The organism is Agrobacterium sp. P15N1-A (assembly GCF_044626815.1).
GTDB classification, from domain to species: Bacteria; Pseudomonadota; Alphaproteobacteria; order Rhizobiales; family Rhizobiaceae; genus Agrobacterium; species Agrobacterium leguminum.
Map to the genome: position 1 here is coordinate 287,309 of NZ_JBIUPF010000006.1, position 20,139 is coordinate 307,447.

General features: G+C 54.4%; 14 protein-coding genes and 2 pseudogenes. 6 read left to right on the forward strand and 10 right to left on the reverse strand.

Annotated elements, in window-relative coordinates; all coding sequences use genetic code 11:
• Positions 1-15 precede the first annotated feature (15 nt).
• The 4 genes from ACIK7D_RS20705 to ACIK7D_RS20720 all read right to left on the reverse strand — a co-directional run bounded on the left by ACIK7D_RS20705 (position 16) and on the right by ACIK7D_RS20720 (position 4,896).
• Positions 16-987: a 2-hydroxyacid dehydrogenase gene (locus tag ACIK7D_RS20705; protein WP_400157262.1), complete on the reverse strand. Its 972-nt coding sequence runs from the start codon at positions 985-987 to the stop codon at positions 16-18.
• Positions 984-2,237, reverse strand: coding sequence for an FAD-binding oxidoreductase (locus ACIK7D_RS20710; protein WP_112556443.1), 1,254 nt, complete (start codon positions 2,235-2,237; stop codon positions 984-986). The genes ACIK7D_RS20705 and ACIK7D_RS20710 overlap by 4 nt, the downstream gene beginning before the upstream one ends.
• 45 nt (positions 2,238-2,282) lie before the next feature.
• Positions 2,283-3,299: an NAD(P)H-dependent glycerol-3-phosphate dehydrogenase gene (locus ACIK7D_RS20715; protein WP_112556445.1), complete on the reverse strand. Its 1,017-nt coding sequence runs from the start codon at positions 3,297-3,299 to the stop codon at positions 2,283-2,285.
• Between the two features lie 106 nt (positions 3,300-3,405).
• Positions 3,406-4,896 (reverse strand): FAD-binding oxidoreductase, encoded by a 1,491-nt coding sequence (locus ACIK7D_RS20720; RefSeq protein ID WP_162719283.1) that lies wholly within the window; start codon positions 4,894-4,896, stop codon positions 3,406-3,408.
• 413 nt (positions 4,897-5,309) lie between these two features.
• Between ACIK7D_RS20720 and ACIK7D_RS20725 the strand changes: the two genes are divergently transcribed.
• The 3 genes and pseudogenes from ACIK7D_RS20725 to ACIK7D_RS20735 form a co-directional block, all read left to right on the forward strand.
• Positions 5,310-6,533 (forward strand): hypothetical protein, encoded by a 1,224-nt coding sequence (locus tag ACIK7D_RS20725; RefSeq protein WP_112556449.1) that lies wholly within the window; start codon positions 5,310-5,312, stop codon positions 6,531-6,533.
• 50 nt (positions 6,534-6,583) lie between these two features.
• Positions 6,584-7,936: an LLM class flavin-dependent oxidoreductase gene (locus tag ACIK7D_RS20730; protein ID WP_400157263.1), complete on the forward strand. Its 1,353-nt coding sequence runs from the start codon at positions 6,584-6,586 to the stop codon at positions 7,934-7,936.
• 63 nt (positions 7,937-7,999) lie between these two features.
• Positions 8,000-8,275, forward strand: a pseudogene (locus tag ACIK7D_RS20735) (IS701 family transposase); the annotation flags it as partial.
• A 253-nt stretch (positions 8,276-8,528) separates the two neighbouring features.
• Here ACIK7D_RS20735 and ACIK7D_RS20740 read toward each other — a convergent pair.
• The 6 genes and pseudogenes from ACIK7D_RS20740 to ACIK7D_RS20765 form a co-directional block, all read right to left on the reverse strand.
• Positions 8,529-8,990, reverse strand: coding sequence for a DUF411 domain-containing protein (locus ACIK7D_RS20740; RefSeq protein WP_112556455.1), 462 nt, complete (start codon positions 8,988-8,990; stop codon positions 8,529-8,531).
• Positions 8,987-12,157 carry an efflux RND transporter permease subunit gene (locus ACIK7D_RS20745; RefSeq protein ID WP_112556457.1) on the reverse strand — a complete coding sequence of 1,057 codons (3,171 nt, stop codon included), beginning with the start codon at positions 12,155-12,157 and terminating at the stop codon, positions 8,987-8,989. Before ACIK7D_RS20745 ends, ACIK7D_RS20740 begins: the two co-directional genes overlap by 4 nt.
• A complete protein-coding gene (locus tag ACIK7D_RS20750; RefSeq protein ID WP_112556459.1) occupies positions 12,154-13,569 on the reverse strand; it encodes an efflux RND transporter periplasmic adaptor subunit in 1,416 nt (471 codons plus the stop codon). The genes ACIK7D_RS20745 and ACIK7D_RS20750 overlap by 4 nt, the downstream gene beginning before the upstream one ends.
• Positions 13,566-13,964 (reverse strand): FixH family protein, encoded by a 399-nt coding sequence (locus ACIK7D_RS20755; RefSeq protein WP_112556461.1) that lies wholly within the window; start codon positions 13,962-13,964, stop codon positions 13,566-13,568. The genes ACIK7D_RS20750 and ACIK7D_RS20755 overlap by 4 nt, the downstream gene beginning before the upstream one ends.
• 92 nt (positions 13,965-14,056) lie before the next feature.
• A complete protein-coding gene (locus tag ACIK7D_RS20760; protein ID WP_234899659.1) occupies positions 14,057-14,422 on the reverse strand; it encodes a hypothetical protein in 366 nt (121 codons plus the stop codon).
• Positions 14,423-14,993: 571 nt separating this feature from the next.
• Positions 14,994-15,756, reverse strand: a pseudogene (locus ACIK7D_RS20765) (IS5 family transposase).
• Between the two features lie 582 nt (positions 15,757-16,338).
• Between ACIK7D_RS20765 and ACIK7D_RS20770 the strand changes: the two are divergent.
• The 3 genes from ACIK7D_RS20770 (at position 16,339) to ACIK7D_RS20780 (ending at position 19,625) form a co-directional block, all read left to right on the forward strand.
• Positions 16,339-16,608: a hypothetical protein gene (locus ACIK7D_RS20770; protein WP_112556463.1), complete on the forward strand. Its 270-nt coding sequence runs from the start codon at positions 16,339-16,341 to the stop codon at positions 16,606-16,608.
• Positions 16,609-17,061: 453 nt separating this feature from the next.
• Entirely contained in the window at positions 17,062-18,330 is a 1,269-nt protein-coding gene (locus ACIK7D_RS20775) for an adenylate/guanylate cyclase domain-containing protein (protein WP_112556602.1), read from the forward strand.
• 197 nt (positions 18,331-18,527) lie between these two features.
• Positions 18,528-19,625 (forward strand): acyltransferase family protein, encoded by a 1,098-nt coding sequence (locus ACIK7D_RS20780; protein WP_400157264.1) that lies wholly within the window; start codon positions 18,528-18,530, stop codon positions 19,623-19,625.
• The last annotated feature ends 514 nt before the right edge of the window (positions 19,626-20,139 follow it).

Consider the following 20,139-nt stretch of genomic DNA (forward strand, 5'->3'; position numbering starts at 1 on the left):
TTTCTGTGAAATCATTCACCCAGCATTTGAGTTGAATTCCTGCGCAACCGGCGCTGGCTGAATGGGCGTAATCGGCCCCGATCCGTTAGCCCACGAAATCAAGTTGTCTATTACGAGCTGCCACATTGCTTCGCGTGTCCGGGTTGTGGCGGAGGCAACGTGCGGCTGGAGCACCACGTTTTCCAAGGTAAAGAAGGCAGGATTGATTGCTGGTTCGTGAGCGAACACATCAAGTCCTGCTCCTTTGATCGATCCACTGCTCAATGCTGCGAGCAGCGCATCCTCGCAAACTACGCTCCCGCGTGAGATATTGATTACGTAACCATGCTCGCCGACGGCATGAAGTATGGAAGCGTCTACGAGTCTATCGGTAGAAGGGCCGCCAGGTATTGCCAGGACAAGAACATCCACTTCTCTCGCAATCGCGTGGAGTGAGCTCTGATAAAGAAAAGGCAACTCTGGCTGGGGGTTGCGCGCATGATATGATATTTCGACGTTAAATGCCGCTAGTCGGCGGGCCAGTGCCTTTCCGATTGCACCCATGCCGACAATGCCAACCTTCTTACCCTGTAAGCTTTCACCACTCAGCGGATACGATCTCGAAGACCAGAGACCTTGTCGCACGAACGCGTCGGCAGCTGGTATTTGGCGCAGCGCAGCGATCAAAAGACCAACGGCGAAGTCAGCTACATCTTCGGCGTGAACGTTGGGCGTGTTGGTGACCGTGATTCCGCGTTTCCAAGCAGCCTTGATGTCAATTCTGTCATAACCAGTTCCGAACCCAACAATCACCTTCACAGCTGGCATCTGGTCTAGTAAATCGGCATTTATGATTCTGTTACCCGCACTGTCAGACCCCGAAATAATGGCGCGGCTTTCATGATCGGGCGACAGGTGAGTGGTCAAGACAAACTGGCTACAAAGTCTCTCCTCTACCCAACCTGGGATATTGTCAGCTACAAAAACTCGTATGTTCCCCTGCGTCATGCAAACCGCTCCGCCGAGTAAGGCGAGGGATCTGTAAAAGGTGTCAGACCCTTGACCATTTGCGCCAGCAAGCGTCCGGATGCTGCTGCAAGCGTCAGACCGTGATGGGCATGTCCAAATGCGAACCATAATCCACGCCGATGTTGGCACTCCCCGATCACAGGCAGCATGTCAGGTAAGCAGGGCCGGCTTCCAACCCACGGAACTGTCTCTATCTGCTGCCCAAGAGGAAAGAATTTCCTCGCCAATGGTATTACACGGGCGAGCTGCACGCCCGATGCGGGAGCGTCACGGGAAGCAAACTCTACGCCGGTATTAAGGCGGATCCCTTCGTCCATAGGAGTAAGGCTGTATCCGCCGTCGGCATCCGAAGTAGAATGGTGAAGCTGCGCACCCGGTTGTGCGCTGAAGTGCACCGCGTAACCGCGTTTTACGAAGAGAGGGATTTTGATCCCGAATTTTCGTAAAAGGTCGTCCGACCAGGGCCCTAAGCAAACCACGACCTTATCGGCTGTAACCGCGTCATTCTCTGTGAGGACAGAGTATTTTCCGTCAGAATCGACCGTCAACGTTTTCGCATCCGCCCTGACGAAACGGCCGCCGTTTTTGAGAAAAAGCCTGAAGTAGGCATCACTCAGTTTTAGCGGACTGGAGAGACTAAGCTGATCAACGAGACGAACCGCCCCGACCGTTTTAGCAAGTAGGTCGGGTTCAAGACTGAATACATCCGTGGGGGATAGAATGTCTGCGCTAACCCCGCGACTTTTGAGGAGACCGATCTTTGCAGCATATTCCCTGAACGACGCCTCATTTGTAAAAACCCGTGTCCAGCCCTTGGGACTGAATTGATCAGACGCGCCGGCCAGTTCGGCCAATTCCATATGTGCATCGACACTCGCCGCGAACAATGGAATATTCGCTATCATCGTTCGTCGTGCGGATGCCGGTGCGCTCTTTTGCCAATATTTCACCAATGAGGGGGCGAGTTGCCACAGCGCTGAGGTTTGGTAGACGCAATCGCGCCGACGGTTTGAGGCGTATCCCAAGATCGACCGGAAATCTCTTGGAAAAAGGATAGGCGAAAAGCCGTCCGGCTGGATCAGACCTGCATTGCCGAATGAAGTCTCACGGCCGGGAGAAGGTGCCCGATCGACCAATGTCACGTGAAAGCCTTCGCGTTGGAGCTGAAGCGCATTGCATAGCCCAACAATTCCTGCCCCAAGCACTGCTATTTCAGTCTTTTCGCTCATGACGCCCTCGAACGTGATGGACCCGACAACTGCAAGATCTCGTCTTCAGGCAGCGGATGCCGCCAACCATTTGGCTGCACGCTTTTCGCTCAGGAATGACCGGAGGGTTTCGGTCGCAGGCCTCCCATCATAGAGAATCTGGTAAACGCACTCGGCAAGTGGCATCTCGATGTCAGCATTTTCAGCGAGCTTCTTGCTGGCAAATACGGCGTTCACACCTTCGGCGGTTTCGTTTGCCGCTTCCAACGCCGCGAGAAGATCAGGAAGCTTCGCTCCATTTGCGATATCGACCCCGATCATATGATTCCGGGAATGCTTGCTCGTCGAGGAAAGGAACACCTCTCCTATATCGGCAAGACCGCCCGAGCTGTCAGGCCTCGCGCCCAACCTTCTCGCTAGCGCCTGGATTTCGGAAAGTCCGAGAGAGACAATGTAGGATCGCGCGTTATCTCCAAGGTTGATAGCCAGCCCGGCCGCGATCGCCACGATGTTTTTGACGACGCTCAACGCCTCGATCCCTTTCAGATCGGTGCTACCGAAAACCTTGAGCGAGTTACTTTCGAGGTGGTCGCGACCTGCTTTAATGGTGTTGACATCCCTAGCTGCCACCAAAATAGCAGTTGGCGCATCTTCCATTATATCTGTTGTGATGTTTGGACCTGATATGATCCCCACTTTATCGCTTTTCAGCTCATCAATTATGACGCCCGACATGAACCGATATGTCGCGATCTCCACGCCTTTCGTAGCGGACAGCATTACCGAGCCGCGGTCGAAGCTGGCGCTGGCGAGTCGAGCTGTCTCCGCTACTCTCTCAGACTTCACCGCCATAATGACCAAGCCGGCTTCGTTTAGAGCCCTCTCGATGTTTTCGGTCGCGGATAGGCTATTAGGGAGTGTATAGGATGTGAAATGCTGTGGGTGTCGGTGCTCTTGATTAATTGAGGCTACGACTTCCGGCCTTTTCGACCACATCACCGTAGGGAAACCGTTTTTGGAAATGCGCGTCGCAAGCGCGGTCGCCATAGTGCCGTCCCCGAGGACAACTGCATGCTGTTTCATGAAAATACCTGCCCGCTGCCCCCAGCTCCTGTCAGGAGTTAGGTGGCTAAGCGCCTATTTTTTTGGAGCCAATGAGATCACCCCGCAGGGGTGATCTCAGCGCAAATCAAGCAACGTCAAACTGCAACCGGTTGTCCTGAAATTCCGGCTGCTTATTGCTATAGACATCGTAGTAGGCACGAAGTTTGCGTCTCAACCATTCATTGTCGGACATGCAAACAAGAACATCCGGCGGCGGGGTTATGGAGCTGTGCAGGTCGTTGATAGCATCTTGATATTTTGTCGTCAGAAGATCAGCAATGCGTGAGGGCCAACGGGTGGAAACACGCCATTCTGCTTCGAACCCGACAGCCAGGGCATGCTCGACGGCGGTCGCAATGATCGCTTCTCTCCGTCCACTCTGAATAGGCGCCCTGACCGGAGCGAAAGAGTCGAACAGTGGGTCATGCTTTCCATCGATAAGCGCTTCCGCTACCCTATCGGCTAGGAAGGGCGACTGATGGAAGCCGTCTCGGTAGGTTCCTGTGAGCATCCAGATGCGGCTATCCGGAACGGCGCCGATGAGCGGAAAGCCATCGACCGGAACAGGTCTGTTCCCGACGTTCACAGCCAGCACTCCACTGGTGCCGAACCCCGCGTGCATCTGCCGCATTGCTCGTTCAAGCAGAGCATGTAGATCTGGCACATGGGCAAAAACCTGAGGTTTCTCCTGAATCTTATTGGTTGCCCCAACGTAGATTCCATCTTCGCGAGGTACCGCATGAAGACCGCACGCGAACGCGCGATTAGGTGTCCGTATGACGCTGGGTGGTGACGGGACGACGCCGTGGCTCAAGACAACAGACGCGCCGTAGCCGCTCGTGACTGGAGGTACGTACGGCGCAACATCTGGCAGCGCTGAAGCCAGCAACTCATGGCTGAGCGCACCAGCCGCCAACACAATGTGCTCGCCAACGACGCTTTTCCCCCCAGCCAACTCGACGGATGCGGCAGAAGTGGGTCCGTTTGAAACCACGTTTTCGACCATGCCGTCGATAATTGTACCACCGGCATTTAGGAACGCCTTTTCAAGCGTTCTCATGTAAATTGGGGTGATGATTGAATGCTCATCGGGAATGTGAAGCCCTTGGAAAGGGCGATTCCCGCCCTGGGCGGTAACCCACGGAACTTCGTGCCCTTCAAGTTGCTGAAAATTACGGCCGTATTGCGCAAGGGCTTCGCGAATTGCCACGAAATTCTCTGTATCGACAGCGTCTGTACCGCCGCCATTCAAAATGATCGTCGTGCCATCCTTTCGGCGAAGGGCGTGGTTTTCGCCAGCCATCTTGGCAATCTCTTCGCACCAGCCGTCCCATACATCTGTAGCTGAGATATCGAGCTCGAGCTTTTGCCTTCCGTGCGAGCTTGAAAGGAGGTCACGCGTTACTTCTCCGAAGGTGCCGTTCATTGCGCCGGCGGCTTGTGAGGCACTGAACCTTCTCGTCGAGGGGCCGACAAGCGCTACGCGTTGCCCCTTCTGGGACAAACGGAAACCGAGCGCCATTCCCAAAGCGCCGTTTCCGACGATAACCGTATCAAAAATTACCACGTCTTTCATAAGCTGCAGAACTCCCGTCAATATCGCTAAAAAAAGCTGCTCCGATCCGGCGGCAAGCGCACAGACAGGCTATCGTGAAGTCGAATTTGCCCTCGTCGATGTAGCGACGAAGCTCATTTCTCACGCTCTGATTGGTCGTGGCCCCCTTTTACTTTCGCTCACTACTCAACATAATTGGACGAAATATTTGTGACGCGCAAGCCGGTTTTTACTACTTAAAATTGATGATTAGATTTTGTGAATTGCCAACCGGCAAAAAATAAAAATGATGGCAGAACAACCAGAGCGGTTGGCAAGGGAAGTAATCTCAGCTCACGAAGCATACGTGATCTTCGCTCGCCCCAGCGTCATATGACGAATGAAATATCCGCATATTATTAGATTTTATCAATACGTTACAGGAATTATGCCGCATGGTTTTGATTACACAGGATGCAAGACGCGCCGCGCAGGGTATTCGAGATATTGCAAACCGCTTCGGGATGGGCGACCTCGTATTTGATACCAAAAGTAGCAACGACGATCTGTCCAGGATACTAGCCACGTTTCCGGTGTCCACAAAGCAGGGTTTAATATCGTTTCGCGAAAATAACGCCGATAGATACCTCTGCGAAGCGCTGCTCTTTGCTGAGACATCAGGCACGACTGGCAAGCCTCTTCAGATCCCCCGGACTTATCTAGATCTCGTCAATGGGGTCCGGAATTATGCTACTGCCTACCTTCGATATCTACGACCAGGCCGTGACCGCGTTGCGTTCGTCCATCCATCATTACTCAGCCCGTTGCGAGATATCACGGTACGAACATTACAGGATCACAACATCGGGATCATGACGGTTTTCCCAATACCGGGCCAATACACTTATGACAGGATCCACGCAGCTCTGGCGAATAACAAAGTCACGACGCTGATGAGTTCCCCGTCGAGCATCCATCAGATCCTGTATAATTTCCATCTCAATGACCTCGCTCTACCTGCATCTGTAGAGCGTATCTTTGTGACCGGCGAATATTTCAGCCGTGCTCAGTCCAACAACATCAAACGCCTCATTGGGCGGGCGATAGAGATCATACCCATTGTTTATGGGGCCAACGAAATCGGAATGATGATGTACGGCGATAGTGATCTGAACTACCGCGGCTTCATCGACGATTTCGTGTTCGAGAGCCTTCCGATCGAAAACTATTCTGAATTCGTCGACACTCTCGAACAAGGCGCGCATCTCGGTGAACTGCTCGTGACGAGCCTCACGCCTTCATCAATGCCTATCATTCGTTACGCGACGAAGGACGTGTTTGTATTCAAACCGCAATCGGACGGGTCATGGTGCTTTGCCCATGTCGGCCGCAATGAGAGCCTACCGCTCAATCTGCGAACTCGGAACTCTATCGATGCGGCGATGTATTCGCTTCCAGAGCCGATCTATCATTATCGCCTCAAGTCCTCAGCCGATGCAGCACTGATAACGGTTCAAGTTCTACAGTCAGGGGAAACATCTATGCCCTCATCCATCATCGAAGATGCGGTGTCTGAGATTATCCCGGGCCGAACAGTCCATTTTGACGAACATTACGACGGTGGCTTCAGGCCCGGAGAGTGCATCTCCAAGATCAGCCGCTTCGCCGTCGCCGCATAGTCAGTCGCTGTCGCTATGGTAGCGACGATCGAGACGTTTGGAGGATTTGAATGACCAGTCGTTCTGACAAAATGCATCTCGGCGCATTTCTTTATCTCACAGGCCACCACCTTGCAGCTTGGCGCCATCCCAATACCTGGGCAGGAGACCGATTTTCCCACTACGCCGATTTCGCAAGAAAAGCCGAAGCTGCGAAATTCGATACCCTCTTCATCGCAGATATTGCTGCTGTAAGATTGGATAAGCCGGATGCTTCAGCCCACTCAGCACACAGTGGCATATCGCATTTCGAGCCACTAACTCTCCTGTCGGCGCTCGCTGTTGTGACCGATCGCATCGGGCTTATAGGGACGGGTTCAACCTCCTTCAACGATCCTTACAACCTCGCACGCCAATTCGCTTCGCTCGACCATTTGAGCAATGGCCGCGTTGGCTGGAATGCTGTTACGTCCTCAGATCCTAACGCCGCACCAAACTTCGGTCATGCCCAACATATCGGACACGCGGACCGGTACCAACGTGCAGAAGAATTCGCCGACGTAGTTCTGAAGCTCTGGGATAGCTTCGAAGATGACGCCTTCATGCGCGATCGTGTAACAGGCCACTATTTCGACGTGCAAAAGATGCACCCGGCAAATCATAAGGGACAGCACTTCTCAGTCGCCGGCCCTTTGAATATTCCGAGGTCTGAGCAAGGGCGGCCCGTTGTCGTGCAGGCAGGCTCGTCAGATGCTGGTAAAAACCTTGCTGCGAGGACTGCTGAAGTCGTGTTCACCGTCCAATCGAATATCGAGACGGCGAAAGCCTTCTATCACGATCTCAAACAGAGGGTGACCACATATGGTCGCGATCCGGATCAGGTTAAAATTCTGCCTGGATTGATGGCGATCGTCGGCGCAACCCGTGAAGAAGCGTATGCGAAATATGCAGAACTGCAATCGCTCATCCTTCCTGTTGTCGGATTGAGCCTGTTGGAAGGTTTGGCCGGCCGTACCGTCAAATTATCCGATTATCCACTGGACGGTCCCCTCCCAGAACTGCCACCTACCTCTTACCAAAAGAGCAGACAGGCTGTTGTCCTGGAGATGGCTCGCAATGAAAATCTTACGATAAGAGAACTTTACCTTCGCTTGGCTGGATCACGAGGACACCTCACGGTGATTGGAACGGCTGAAGATGTAGCTGACGAAATGCAGGCTTGGTTCGAAAGCCGGGCGGCTGATGGTTTCAATGTTATGCCGGCGACAATTCCCGGAGGTCTGGATGACTTCGCTGCAATGGTAATCCCGGAGCTTCAGCGGCGAGGACTATTTAGGCTGCAATATACGGGTCGGACTTTGCGAGATCATCTCGAACTCAGTTATCCTACGTCTCAGAAAACGAATGCTCGACTATCGGCGTAGTCGGCTGTTAAGTCCTCCTTTCCCGTCTAAACGTACGATTTCGTGGTAATATCGTTCTCACCCGACGGGGATCTGGCATTCTTCACTACATGGTGCCCTACCGGGAGGACATCCAGACGCTCGTTTCCGTTGAAGGCCATCGCTGGGCAACCGAAGACAGCTCGGAAACTGCCAAGAACGGGTTCGGACTCGATCACAACGAAACCCGGTCATGGCATGGCTGGCATCGCCATGTCTCCCTCGTCATGCTTTGCCTTCGCCATGATGGCGGTGATCCGGTACCGCGCCAATGACGCGACACCCAAAAAAAGACCGCGGATGCCGACCATCAGGATTTGATCTGCTGGTCCAGTCAGGAAGTCCGGCGCATAGCCATCAGACTCGCCCAGCGTCGCATAAACCCCGCTCACATCGTCGCGTGGTCATGCTGGAGATGCGCCCATCAGGCGGCCGCTCGGCGAGCTCATCTTAAAGTAAAATACAAATGTAATGCTAGGACATCGCGCATCTCCTTGATGGACGGATAGAGCATGTTCAGGAATAGCTGACCATTGTCATAGTATCGAGCGGCGCGACGGGTGTTTTCGACCTTTTAAGGTTTTCGCGGCCTAACGCTCATATATACGGCCATTTCTCCGATCCTGCTTATGCTCAAGACGTCATATGTCGCGACCAACGGATCATCCCCCATACCTAGTGATCCGACAGGCATCCCTGGCACAGCAATACCCAGGATGTCAGGCACTTCGCTCCGAAGCCTCACGACAGCTTCGAGTGGCACGTGGCCCTCAACAAAGTAACCGCCGATGATCGCGGTGTGGCACCCCTCGGCGCCTTTCGGCACGCCGTATTTTCGCTTAACGCTATCCAGATCGTCGACCTCCCGAACATCGACCTGGAAATCGGCATTTGCCATTGCGTCGGCCCAAGCTTCGCAGCATCCGCAGCTAGGGTCCTTGTAGACCACCATTTGCCACTGAGACGCACCAGCCCAACGGGCACCGACAACTGTCAACGTTGCTGCGGCGGTACAGACAAACTGTCTCCTGTTCATGCCAGAGCTCCTTTGGTTTGATTTTCATGAAATGCTACAATTTTGTCGTCCGAGGCTTTGGGCAGCCGCCAGCCCTTTACCAAGGCGTAGACAGCGGGAATCACGACCAGCGTAAGAAGCGTGGATGATACCATCCCTCCGATCATTGGGACGGCGATGCGTTGCATGATTTCTGATCCTGTGCCGGTGCTCCAAAGGATCGGGATCAGCCCGGCCATGATCGCGACCACAGTCATCATTTTAGGCCTCACGCGCTCTACCGCACCAACCATGATCGCATCCTGCAGATCGTTTTTCGTCAACCGACGCTGCTCCCTCAGGCAAGCCTCGCGTTTCTCCTGAAGTGCGTAGTCAAGGTAGATAAGCATAATCACGCCGGTTTCGGCCGCCACGCCAGCAAGTGCTATGAATCCCACCGCGACGGCGACCGAAGCGTTAAAGTCCAGCCACCACATCAGCCAGATGCCTCCGACGAGCGCGAAAGGCAGTGACAGCATCACGATCAGTGTTTCCGTAAGCGCTTTGAAATTCAGGTAGAGAAGCAAGAAGATCAGCGCGAGCGTTACAGGAACAACGATGGAGAGTCGGGCCTTGGCACGCTCCAGATATTCAAATTGGCCACTCCACGCGATGGAATAGCCAAGCGGCATTTCCAAGCTTTTTTCGACTGCATCTCGGGCGTCAGAAACGTATCCGCCGAGGTCGCGTCCGGCGATATCGACAAAGATATAAACTGCAAGTTGACCGTTTTCCGTACGAATGCTCGTTGCCCCACGGCTCAAGCGTATCTCGGCTACCTGCCCAAGAGGAACCGACCCGCCGCTTGGGGTGGCGACCTGGACGTCACGAGCAATAGCTTGAGGGTCACTACGAAATGCTCTTGGATAGCGCACGGCAACCCCATATCGTTCGCGCCCTTCTACCGTTGAGGTCACGACCTCTGCTCCCAGCGCTGTTGCGATGACGTCCTGAACGTCCTCAATAGTCAGCCCATATCTTCCGAGCCTGATACGGTCGGGAATTATATCAAGATAATAGCCGCCGATGACCCGTTCCGCGTACGCACTTGATGTTCCCGGCACGGCCTTCAGAACGGTCTCGATATCCCGCGCGATGCGTTCCATTTCCTTAAGATCGGTGCCGAAGACTTTCACACCAACAGGAGTTCTGATACCGGTCGAGAGCATGTCGATGCGGGCACGGATAGGCATCGTCCAAGCGTTTGACACGCCGGGAAATTGGAGCGCGGCGTCCATTTCCTGTTTGAGGCTATCGATCGTGATGCCCGATCGCCACTCGGATTTTGGTTTGAGCGTAATAATTGTTTCAAACATTTCCGTTGGCGCCGGGTCGGTCGCAGTTAAAACCCGACCGGCTTTTCCGAAGACCGTTTCTACCTCGGGGAACGACTTGATAATTCTGTCCTGCGTCTGCATCAGTTCCGCCGCTTTTGTGACGGATAGACCCGGTAATGTCGTTGGCATGTACATTAGCGTCCCCTCGTTCAACGTGGGCATGAACTCGCTCCCAATCTGGCGGGCGGGCCATATCGTGATCGCTAGTACAACGATAGCCAAAAGAATTGTAATGCTCTTGGCTTTCAGCACGCCCTTTATAACTGGACGATAAACCCAAATCAGAAACCGGTTGAGCGGATTGCGATGTTCAGCGACGATCTTCCCTCTGACAAAAATGACCATGAGTGCTGGGACGAGCGTAATAGACAAGAGGGCTGCAGCTGCCATCGCGAAAGTCTTCGTGAATGCCAAGGGTCCAAACAGTCGGCCTTCCTGAGATTCGAGCGTGAAGATCGGGAGAAACGAGACTGTTATGATCAGAAGGCTGAAAAACAACGCGGGGCCAACCTCGCTGGCAGCCTCAATCAGTACCTCCGTCCTGCTTTTTTCGGGGTGTGCGCGCTCAAGATGTTTATGCGCGTTTTCGATCATGACGATGGCCGCATCGATCATTGCCCCAATCGCGATAGCGATGCCTCCGAGACTCATGATATTTGCGCCAATCCCGAGGGATCGCATAGCGACAAAGGCCAAAAGGATGCCAACGGGCAGCATGATGATCGCGACCAATGCGCTACGAACATGGAGCAGGAAGGCAATGGTGACGAGCGCGACCACTATCGATTCCTCGATCAGCGTATCTTTCAATGTCTCGATTGCAGCCTCGATCAGTTGAGATCGGTCATAAACCGGGACAACCTCTGTTCCTGCGGGCAGGCTCTTTGCGATGGTGGCCAGATTGTCCTTCACGCCTTCGATCACTGACAGTGCGTTCGAACCAAATCGCTGAAGAACGACACCACTTGCGACTTCACCTTCTCCGTTCAATTCGGCAATGCCGCGTCGTTCGTCCGGGACCACTTCAACCCGGGCGACATCTTTTAAACGAAGCGGCGCGCCCATCTCCGTGGCCAGAACGATGTTTTCGATGTCGGAGCTGCCTTGGAGATAGCCTTTACCGCGCACCATGAACTCGAACTCGGACAGTTCGACCGTACGCCCGCCGACATCGCGGTTACTCCCACGGATGGCATCCGTTACCTGCTTGAGCGTGATCCCTTGCGCCCTAATGCGGATAGGATCAACCACAACTGAATACTGCTTCACGAAGCCGCCAACGCTGGCAACCTCGGAAACCCCCTCGGCTTTGGCCAATCCGAACCGAACCACCCAATCCTGCAAGGAACGCAGTTCGGCGAGCGACAACTCCTTGGCGATCAGGGCGTACTGATAAACCCAGCCGACGCCAGTTGCGTCAGGACCAAGGCTGGGTGTGACACTATCTGGCAATCGGCTGGCTGCTGCGTTCAGGTATTCCAGAACCCGGCTGCGCGCCCAATATGGATCTGTGCCATCTTCGAAGATTACGTAGACGAACGAAACTCCGAAAAAGGAGAAACCGCGCACCACCTTTGAGCGTGGCACCGTCAGCATCGATGTCGTCAGCGGATACGTTACCTGGTCCTCTACGACCTGCGGCGCTTGGCCCGGGTAGTCCGTGTAGACAATGACCTGGACGTCCGACAAATCCGGAATCGCGTCCATCGGCAGTGTCCTGATCGAATAGACGCCCGCTGCGACAGCGAGAACTGCCCCAACGACGATCAGAACGAGGTTGCGGGCCGACCAGGAAATCACGTTTGCGATCATGGCTTGGTCTCCGCCGAAACAAGGGTGTTCAATGCTGAAGTCAAGTTGCTTTCAGCGTCGAGAAGGAAATTTGCGGCCGCTACAATGCGCTCGCCCGGTTCGACACCCTCGGTAATTTCCACCGCGTCATTCCCTCGCATGCCGAGCTTTACATCACGCGTTTCAAATCTGCCTTCACCCTTGTCGATGAACACAATCTGGCGGTCTCCAGTGTCTACGACCGCCGATCCGGGCACCGAAACGACCGGCGCGTCACCCCCGGTTTCCACCTCGACATCCGCGAACATATTCGCCCGCAGCGTACCTGTCGGGTTGGCAACCTCGATCCGGATTTTCGCTGTCCTGGTCTGCGTCTGAAGGTCCGGATAAATGAGGGCCACTGTGCTCGTGAGTTGCCCACCCGGTGCGTTCGAGAATCTGACAGTGGCTGGTTGGCCGACCTTCACTGCCGTAAGGTCGTATTCAGGCACGTCGGCGACGATCCAGATCGCCGAGTTGTCGGCAAGCCTGAAAAGCGCATCACCGGCCTCGGCCATCATACCGGGCAGTGCCGGACGCTCGAGCACCACACCATCGATGGGAGCGAAATATTCCAAAGAGCGGGGCACGACGCCTTCCTTGGCGATTTGATCGATAGTCCTGTCCTGAAGTCCAAGATTCCGGAGTTGCTGCCGAACGCCATCGTTCGTCTTTCCGCCGATGCCTGCCCTGACAGACGCGGCAAACTCTGCCGCTGCTCGAGCGATATCAGCCGAATAGAACGAAAACAGGTGCTCGCCTGTCTTGACCAGATCACCCGTCGTCACGTTCGCTACATTGTCGATGAACGCGTCTGTTCGCATCGACACGATACGGATACGACGCTCATCGAACTGCACCGTGCCGGGTATTCTGATGCGACGTGAGATTTTCCGGCGTTCGACTGTGGCTGTCCTGACGCCAGTTTTCTGCAATTTACCCAGCGGTACGCGCAGTTCGCCAGCTTGAGGCTGCTCACCGTCGTAGACCGGAAGATAGTCCATTCCCATGGAGTCTTTCTTCGGGATCGGCGAGGTATCGGCGAGTCCCATGGGATTACGATAATAGAGGACTTTGCGCGCAGTAGTCTCGCCAGCCTGTTCGGTATCGGGTTTGACAGTTTCGAAGCTGACGTCCTCGCTTTGCCGCACATCAAGAAACGCCCGGCCGTCCGGCGTCTTTTTCGGACCGGATGAATACTCCGGCAGCCCATCTGGATGGCGGAAGTAAATTACCTTACCGGCACCCTTTGTCTCGGCAGGGGATGAACCGGCCCTCGCCGAAATGAGGGTTTCGATCTGCTCGCGCCCGACGCCATTGATTCCAGCGGCATAAGCCCCAGCCCCAACGATGGCGAGCACCGTTGAGGCGAGAAGAAACGGGCCGATCCTCATGGCTTAGCCTGTAGGACCAGTTCGCCCTGAACCGTCTCAGGCTCCCCCTGAATTTTGACGGCAAGCTTGAAGCGCCAACCACCTTCCATGGAGAGATTGGCTTTGAAGCGGTAGACCCCCGCTTCATCTGATGAAAGCGGGTCCAATGTTGTCGTCATCGCCTCCATTCCCTCTGGAGCCATGTCCAGGCGGGTGGCGAAGATAACAGCGTCAGAGACCGGTTTTCCCGTACGCTTATCTTTAAGGAGAATCGAAATAAGCGCTTCCGAACCTCGGGAAACCGACGGTTCGACCAGTTGGAATTCATAGTCTGTAGAGCCAGCCAAGGTGGCGTGCGGGAGGGATAGCACAAAGGCAGCGATCAGCGATCGCGTTAGAAAAGAGTATTTTTTCATGGAAATCTCACCAGAGCGCGCGTCCCGTCGCTCGTGCGTTTACGTTTGAGCAGACCGACAAACGGACTGCCTCGTTAGAAAGAACGGTGAGATTAAATCTTGGGCGGCCGTGCTGGTGGCTCTGAGATGGTTGACCTGACATCATCCTCGCCTGGCAGCGAGAACTTCAGGTCATGCATCTCGACAACAGACTTCCATTCCGCGGTTGAGCCAAAGCTCCCAACGAGGCTGGTGGAGCATATCAAGGCAAGCGGGCAAGGCTTGCCGCAATCGAGTTCTTTCACTGGCTGTTCGTTTGCACAACTCGGCATATCCGCCTTGCTGTCCATTTTCATGTTCATTTGCGCATCAGTGCCTGGCGTCATTGCAGCCGTCGCCATGACAACAGATGCCGGAGCAAACAACAGCCCCAGCACGGCAAAAAGAAAAAGAAAGCGGCGGAGCGTGGTCACGATCATCCAGAAATTCTGCCACAGAGCGAAGCAACTGTGAAGTACCCGCGTGCATGAAGAACCGCGACAAAACGGCCTCGGTATTAGCGCCGTCCCATCACTTGGTTCGTCTTTGCGACCTGCAGCAACTTTATTGGCATCGTGGGGACGTAATGAAAGTAGTTGATACCGGGCGATCATAACATCGAATTACCCCAGACGATTGAAAGCGATGCTGTACTAGAAGTGCTCGGGGAACCTTTAATGCGACGTATATGACTGTTGAAGTGCACCTCTTCGCGCGCTACGCTCCACCGTGGTTCATTTTCATGCATGGATTTACAATGTCCGGAGGCAAAAAGAAATTTCGGCAAGGCGGCCAATTGATCCTGCCACACCGCTCAAGGCTCAAACGTCGAGCTCGGCCCCGAATAGTGCGGCAGGCCAATTCTCGTATGATATGGATAGGTGTCATTTTCTATCTCGCTGCCTTGGCTTTCATGGCGATGCAGGCCTACAACAACAGATAGGTCTGCCGACGAGCGGGAGTCTAACTGCAATGCGTTTGCGAAGTGGCTCCGCAGGCTACGGCGTCGTCTCATGCGTTTTGGCACCATATTCTTGTTGCGACGAGCTTTACGGCGGCGAGGTAGTTTTCCGGGCGCTTGTCCTATCAGGTTGCGATGCCTCGGGACTGCTTGATCCTGTTGAAGAACCGTTCCACGAGATTGCGTTGCCCATAGACCCAGCGCGAGAACACGAAAGAGCCTTTGCGATTACTCGTCGGCGGGATGTTGGCCCAGGCCTTTCGCTCGGCGGCCTTAGCCCGAATGACATTCGTGTCATAACCCTTGTCGGCCAGCGGGATGTCCCCCTTGCCAAGCTCATCCGTCAGTGCGTCGGCTTCGGCACAATCGGCGATCTGTCCACCAGTCAGAGGCAGATTGACCGGGCGACCTTCGGCATCGACGAGCGGGTGGATTTTGCTCGTAAGCCCGCCGCGGGAACGTCCCATGCCACCATCGTCTCCATCCCCTTTTTCCCGTGTCCGCCTGCTGGCGAACGCGGACACAGGTCGAGTCGATCATGGCGATGTCGCCATCGTAGGCCTCGGACACCGGTTCAAGAAGCCGATCCCATACCCCGGGTTTGAGCCAGCGGACGAAGCGGGTGTAACAGGTCGTCGGCGGGCCATAGCGTTCCGGAACCTCCGCCCAAGGCAAGCCTGTTCGAAACCGCCAGAGGATGCCATTCAGTGCCCGCGGATCATCACGCCGGGCAACGCCGCGTGGTTTGTTGGGCAACAACCACGAGATGATCGACCATTCGTGATCAGTCAGTTCGTAGCGACGACACGTCACCGAATGTTTCCCTGCTTTTCGAAGCCTTGAATCTCGGCGGCCGATAAATGCCAAAGAATTTTATGAGTTTACACTGTAGGCCGTCAGTGCGGCATCCGGCACGATACCCGGCACCAAGCTAATCGTAACCTGCGAACCTGGCTCCTCGATCCGGCAAAGTTCCTTGCGACAACGGAAAAGCTGGCTGGCGTGGTGGATACCAGCCGTGCGGGCAATCTCTGAAATCAACCACGTCGGGCTCAAGGCAGGATGCAACAAGCCCTTCTCTTCACGAGATCAACGCCCACGGCGTTCAACAGACGTGATGACTTCAATCGGATGCTTCGCCATAGGATTATTCCTGATGTTACCGCTAGGACATCCGATGTTCAGCGCCACCTTACAAGGCCTCACCGTGGGCTCACGGAAGCCGCCACCTGCGGATTTCGAAAGCGCTGGCCTATTCCTCTCGCTCTGCAATACGGTTCTTACTCGCAGTCGTGAGCCGAATTTACAAATTTGTATAGTGGGCGACAGGTGGCTGAAAAACTGACGCTATAATTTCACGATGCTGCAAGTCGCAGTGTTATGAGGATTTTGAAAATGATCAAACGTCTGACCATCGCAGCCTTTGCTCTGATTGCTGCAACCTCCGCAACCTTCGCAAATAGCATTCTGAGCGACGCTGCTTCGCCAATCACCAAGATCACACGGGGGCACGGCAACCCTGGTGATACAGCCACCTCCGTCTCCGACCCCAACGTCAATTTCCGAGTACTCGACAGCGGTAAGGTCGAGCGCACGAACAGCCGGTTGGGAACGACCTCGATCATCGATCCGTCGGAAGAAGTGCGCAGAAACAATCGCAGATAGCTACTGCTTCCGATAGACCACGGCGTAGATGTCCTCTTTAAGCGGGAACCGGCATCTCGTAAGTGCTGGCCATTTCGTCCGGGCAATCAGGTACGGCTGTAAACGACTCGTAAGAGACTGCTGGAGCAGACGCCATCGAACGCAACGTGACGCACTTTGCTTTCTGATGATGCGGCATTCTTCCGTCATTGCGGGCCGCGAAGGAATCTACGAACCTCAGCGTCCTATCCGGTGCGACCCTGCCCAAACTGGGCCGGAAGCGCACCGGAAGTCGCTGCTCCAAGTGCAACCATGACACGACAGGCACGTTCATCAGCCAACTGCTTGCCTGCTCGATAAAAACATCGGTTTCGTTGCAGACCACGCACGCGGTACTTGATGGCCTCAGCCAATCACAGTCCGATCTTCCACATTCGGCTCCTTGAAACTCAACCGATTTTTCAAACGATAACTATGACGCCTTCATTTAGCGCACCTTGGGAGACGGCACGAGAAATTCGCTCAGTCCTTTTGCGGTTCGTCGCTTTCACGCTCATTCTCTCCAACCTTTTATCGAGCGCGCATGGCGCGGAGGGAACCTACTTCGTAGTTGTAACCGGATATCTCGTAGTCAGCATCGCTTATGTCGTAGTAGCTCGGCTTCTACCAAGTCTGCCCGGAGTTAAAACCCTTTTTGTCGTCTTCGATGCGGTACTGGCAACTCTCATTCTGCACGCGCACATTCTTAGCGGACCGATCACCGAAGACCACAACCTCACAACGTCTAGTCTGGTGGTGGCATTCATATTGCTCAATCACGTCGCTCTCAAACAAGATTCTTGGCTTATCATTGTCTTCTCCGGCATCGTGCTCCTTTCATGGGTGGCAATGCTTGGGGTGATGGCCGTAAGGCATCAGACAGGTGAAGCAATGTCACTCTTTGCCGCGTTCTTTAACAGAGATCTCAGCCTCACGTTAAGCTTCGGTTTTACGGCCTTCGCGACATATTTGTCCGCAAAAGATCATGATGAGGCACGAAGAGAAGCCCTGAAAGCCGACCGGCGACGTTTCAATCTGTCACGCTTCTTCTCACCGCTCGTCGTCGCTGAAATTGAAGAAGGCAGTTCTGTGCTAGATCTTGAACGCCGAAATGCAGCTATCATTTTTGTCGATCTAAGGGATTTCACACGTTTTGCGGAGACAGCGGCGGCACGCGAATTGGCCACGGTGTTAACGAACTATCGTGATCTTGTGTCTGCGGCGATATTTGAACATGGAGGAACAGTTGACAAATTCATTGGGGACGGAGTCATGGCGGTGTTCGGGCAACCGAGATCCGTAGAAGGTGACGCAGATCGGGCATTGGCTTGCGCACTGGAACTCGTCGATCTACTCAACGACTGGATGAATCATAGCTTTTTGAGGGGCTACCCTGCATTGAAGACAGGGATAGGTCTCCATTACGGCACAGTTGTCGCCGGCGTTCTGGAAAGTGGATGTCACAGCGAATTAACGGTCATTGGTGACGCGGTTAACGTCGCCCAGCGTTTGGAGGCTTTGGCCAAACCTCTCGATGCTCCTCTTGTTGTGTCGTCAGCTTTAGTGAGTGCTTTGATAAAAACCATGCCTCCCGCAGACTGGATTCAGCAGACGTCGGTCGAATTGCCGGGACGGCGACTACCCATAGACATATGGTACTTGCAACGAACAGCCTCTCCTGTCTCACAACTTAGGCAAGATTAGTTTATTACGCACCAGACGGTAATTCTATGATCATAACGACGTTGAAGTCTTACGATCAAGCCTTTAGGCGAAATTTACGAAAAATTTAGTTTAATTTTACTGATCTGAGGCCCCCTATGTCGATCCGAAAAAAAGCTAAAACTTGAGTAACACGCCCTCGGTCCGTGTCCCCATCCTTTCAGACACGGACGGTCGCAATGAATATTATTGCCAATTCAGATTCCGCATATTTTCCATCAACGTCTCAAACCACAGCAAAGGTTCGATCCAGCGCGGTCGGCCCGGATGTGTTCCGATCGTTGGCCATCCTGCTCGTCTTGCTCGTACATATCCCCGTTGAGGCGACACCGAGCTTGCTGGTCAGCGTCCGCACCTATGCATGGTTAGGAGTCGACATTTTCTTCGTCCTGAGCGGGTTTCTCATCGGAACGCAGCTTTTCAAGGAAGTTTCGAGGACGGACGGCGTCGGCCTGAAATCCTTCTATCTCCGCCGCGCCTTCCGCATCTTCCCGGCGTTTTTCGTTGTTCTCGGCCTTTATGCAATCTTCCCCGTTCTCCGGGACGCTCCGACCATGCAACCGATCTGGAGCTTCGCGACCTTCACCGTGAACTTCGATTTCGATCCCCGCGTTGGTCGTGCCTTTTCGCAAGCGTGGTCGCTTTGTGTCGAGGAACATTTCTATCTGGTTCTGCCACTGCTCGTACTGCTATTACATCGCCGGATCAGCATGGCGTGGACGCTTGCAATCGCCGGGGCAGTGGTTGTCCGCGGCATGATCCTTCGATACACGCTCTGGGAAAGCCAGGTCGGCACCCTCGTTGAAGCCGACAAGCTGCGGGATGCCTTCTCCTTCTATCTGAGGGATGTTTATGCTTTGCCGATTGGCGCCGTCTTCATCGTGGCCGCACTTGCGCTGTTCTCGATCCGCGGGCCGCTCGCAGGAACAAACCTCTTTCTCGTTTTCCAGGCGCAGCTTGGTTCTGTCGCCGGCTTTCCGCTCATCTCAATAGGCATCGCCCTCGTACTTGGTGCGATGCTCGACTTGGAGCATGTGCTGAGGCGCTGGCCGGTTCCGGGGGCTGTGACAGTCGCCACCTTGTCCTATAGCCTGTATCTCACTCACAAGTCGGTCATCCATATCGACAGGCTTATCTTGGGTGAAAAGAACCTTCAGGGCGGTTTCGGTTTCGTGGTCTACCTGGTCACCAGCTTTGCCGTCGCAACCGTGCTCTGGCTCTGCGTGGAGAGAACCTTCCTCCTACTTCGGGATCGTGTTCTCTCTCCGGGCCAGTGAGATGAATGGCCAGTCGCGGGCTGTGTCCGAAACCGGAAGACGACGCGAGGCGCAGCAGCGCGGAGGTGGAAAACGGGGCCGCGTAGAGCCCCAAATCTTCAGCCAATTGACATCTTGATGCTAACAAGATTGAGCGTGCCCAGCGAGATAAACGGTACCGACGACGAGGTGCAGTCTGCGAAAATTATAGCCGTCATTTTAAGGCTTTCTTCCTATGATTCAGTAGGTTCGTCTCACTAGACTTCGATAAAAGTCTCTGACCGAGCGGTAAAACGGACCGGCCCCTCTTGACCTTACCACTATTGGAAGGAACACCATTACTTGCCGCCGTTTGGTTGATGAAGATCAAGGTCTGCCGCCGTCAAACCTGTAACCTGCAGACGTGTGGGAGCTTAAAGATGTACTGGCGTGACAAAGGATCGTCGTTCTGGAGGCTGGTCGTGGCACTTGCGGTGGCTGCGATGATCTTCGGCGTGCCTGCTTCTCACGCCTCCGCCTCGCTATGCAGCATTCA

What these genes read in the sequence shown, in the direction of transcription:
- ACIK7D_RS20725 (WP_112556449.1), top strand. Translation starts at nt 5,310, where the DNA reads ATGGTTTTGATTACACAGGATGCAAGACGCGCCGCGCAGGGTATTCGA.
- ACIK7D_RS20775 (WP_112556602.1), top strand. Translation starts at nt 17,062, where the DNA reads ATGACGCCTTCATTTAGCGCACCTTGGGAGACGGCACGAGAAATTCGC.
- ACIK7D_RS20760 (WP_234899659.1), bottom strand. Translation starts at nt 14,422, where the DNA reads ATGATCGTGACCACGCTCCGCCGCTTTCTTTTTCTTTTTGCCGTGCTG.
- ACIK7D_RS20730 (WP_400157263.1), top strand. Translation starts at nt 6,584, where the DNA reads ATGACCAGTCGTTCTGACAAAATGCATCTCGGCGCATTTCTTTATCTC.
- ACIK7D_RS20745 (WP_112556457.1), bottom strand. Translation starts at nt 12,157, where the DNA reads ATGATCGCAAACGTGATTTCCTGGTCGGCCCGCAACCTCGTTCTGATC.
- ACIK7D_RS20755 (WP_112556461.1), bottom strand. Translation starts at nt 13,964, where the DNA reads ATGAAAAAATACTCTTTTCTAACGCGATCGCTGATCGCTGCCTTTGTG.
- ACIK7D_RS20715 (WP_112556445.1), bottom strand. Translation starts at nt 3,299, where the DNA reads ATGAAACAGCATGCAGTTGTCCTCGGGGACGGCACTATGGCGACCGCG.
- ACIK7D_RS20740 (WP_112556455.1), bottom strand. Translation starts at nt 8,990, where the DNA reads ATGAACAGGAGACAGTTTGTCTGTACCGCCGCAGCAACGTTGACAGTT.
- ACIK7D_RS20780 (WP_400157264.1), top strand. Translation starts at nt 18,528, where the DNA reads ATGAATATTATTGCCAATTCAGATTCCGCATATTTTCCATCAACGTCT.
- ACIK7D_RS20750 (WP_112556459.1), bottom strand. Translation starts at nt 13,569, where the DNA reads ATGAGGATCGGCCCGTTTCTTCTCGCCTCAACGGTGCTCGCCATCGTT.
- ACIK7D_RS20720 (WP_162719283.1), bottom strand. Translation starts at nt 4,896, where the DNA reads ATGAAAGACGTGGTAATTTTTGATACGGTTATCGTCGGAAACGGCGCT.
- ACIK7D_RS20705 (WP_400157262.1), bottom strand. Translation starts at nt 987, where the DNA reads ATGACGCAGGGGAACATACGAGTTTTTGTAGCTGACAATATCCCAGGT.
- ACIK7D_RS20770 (WP_112556463.1), top strand. Translation starts at nt 16,339, where the DNA reads ATGATCAAACGTCTGACCATCGCAGCCTTTGCTCTGATTGCTGCAACC.
- ACIK7D_RS20710 (WP_112556443.1), bottom strand. Translation starts at nt 2,237, where the DNA reads ATGAGCGAAAAGACTGAAATAGCAGTGCTTGGGGCAGGAATTGTTGGG.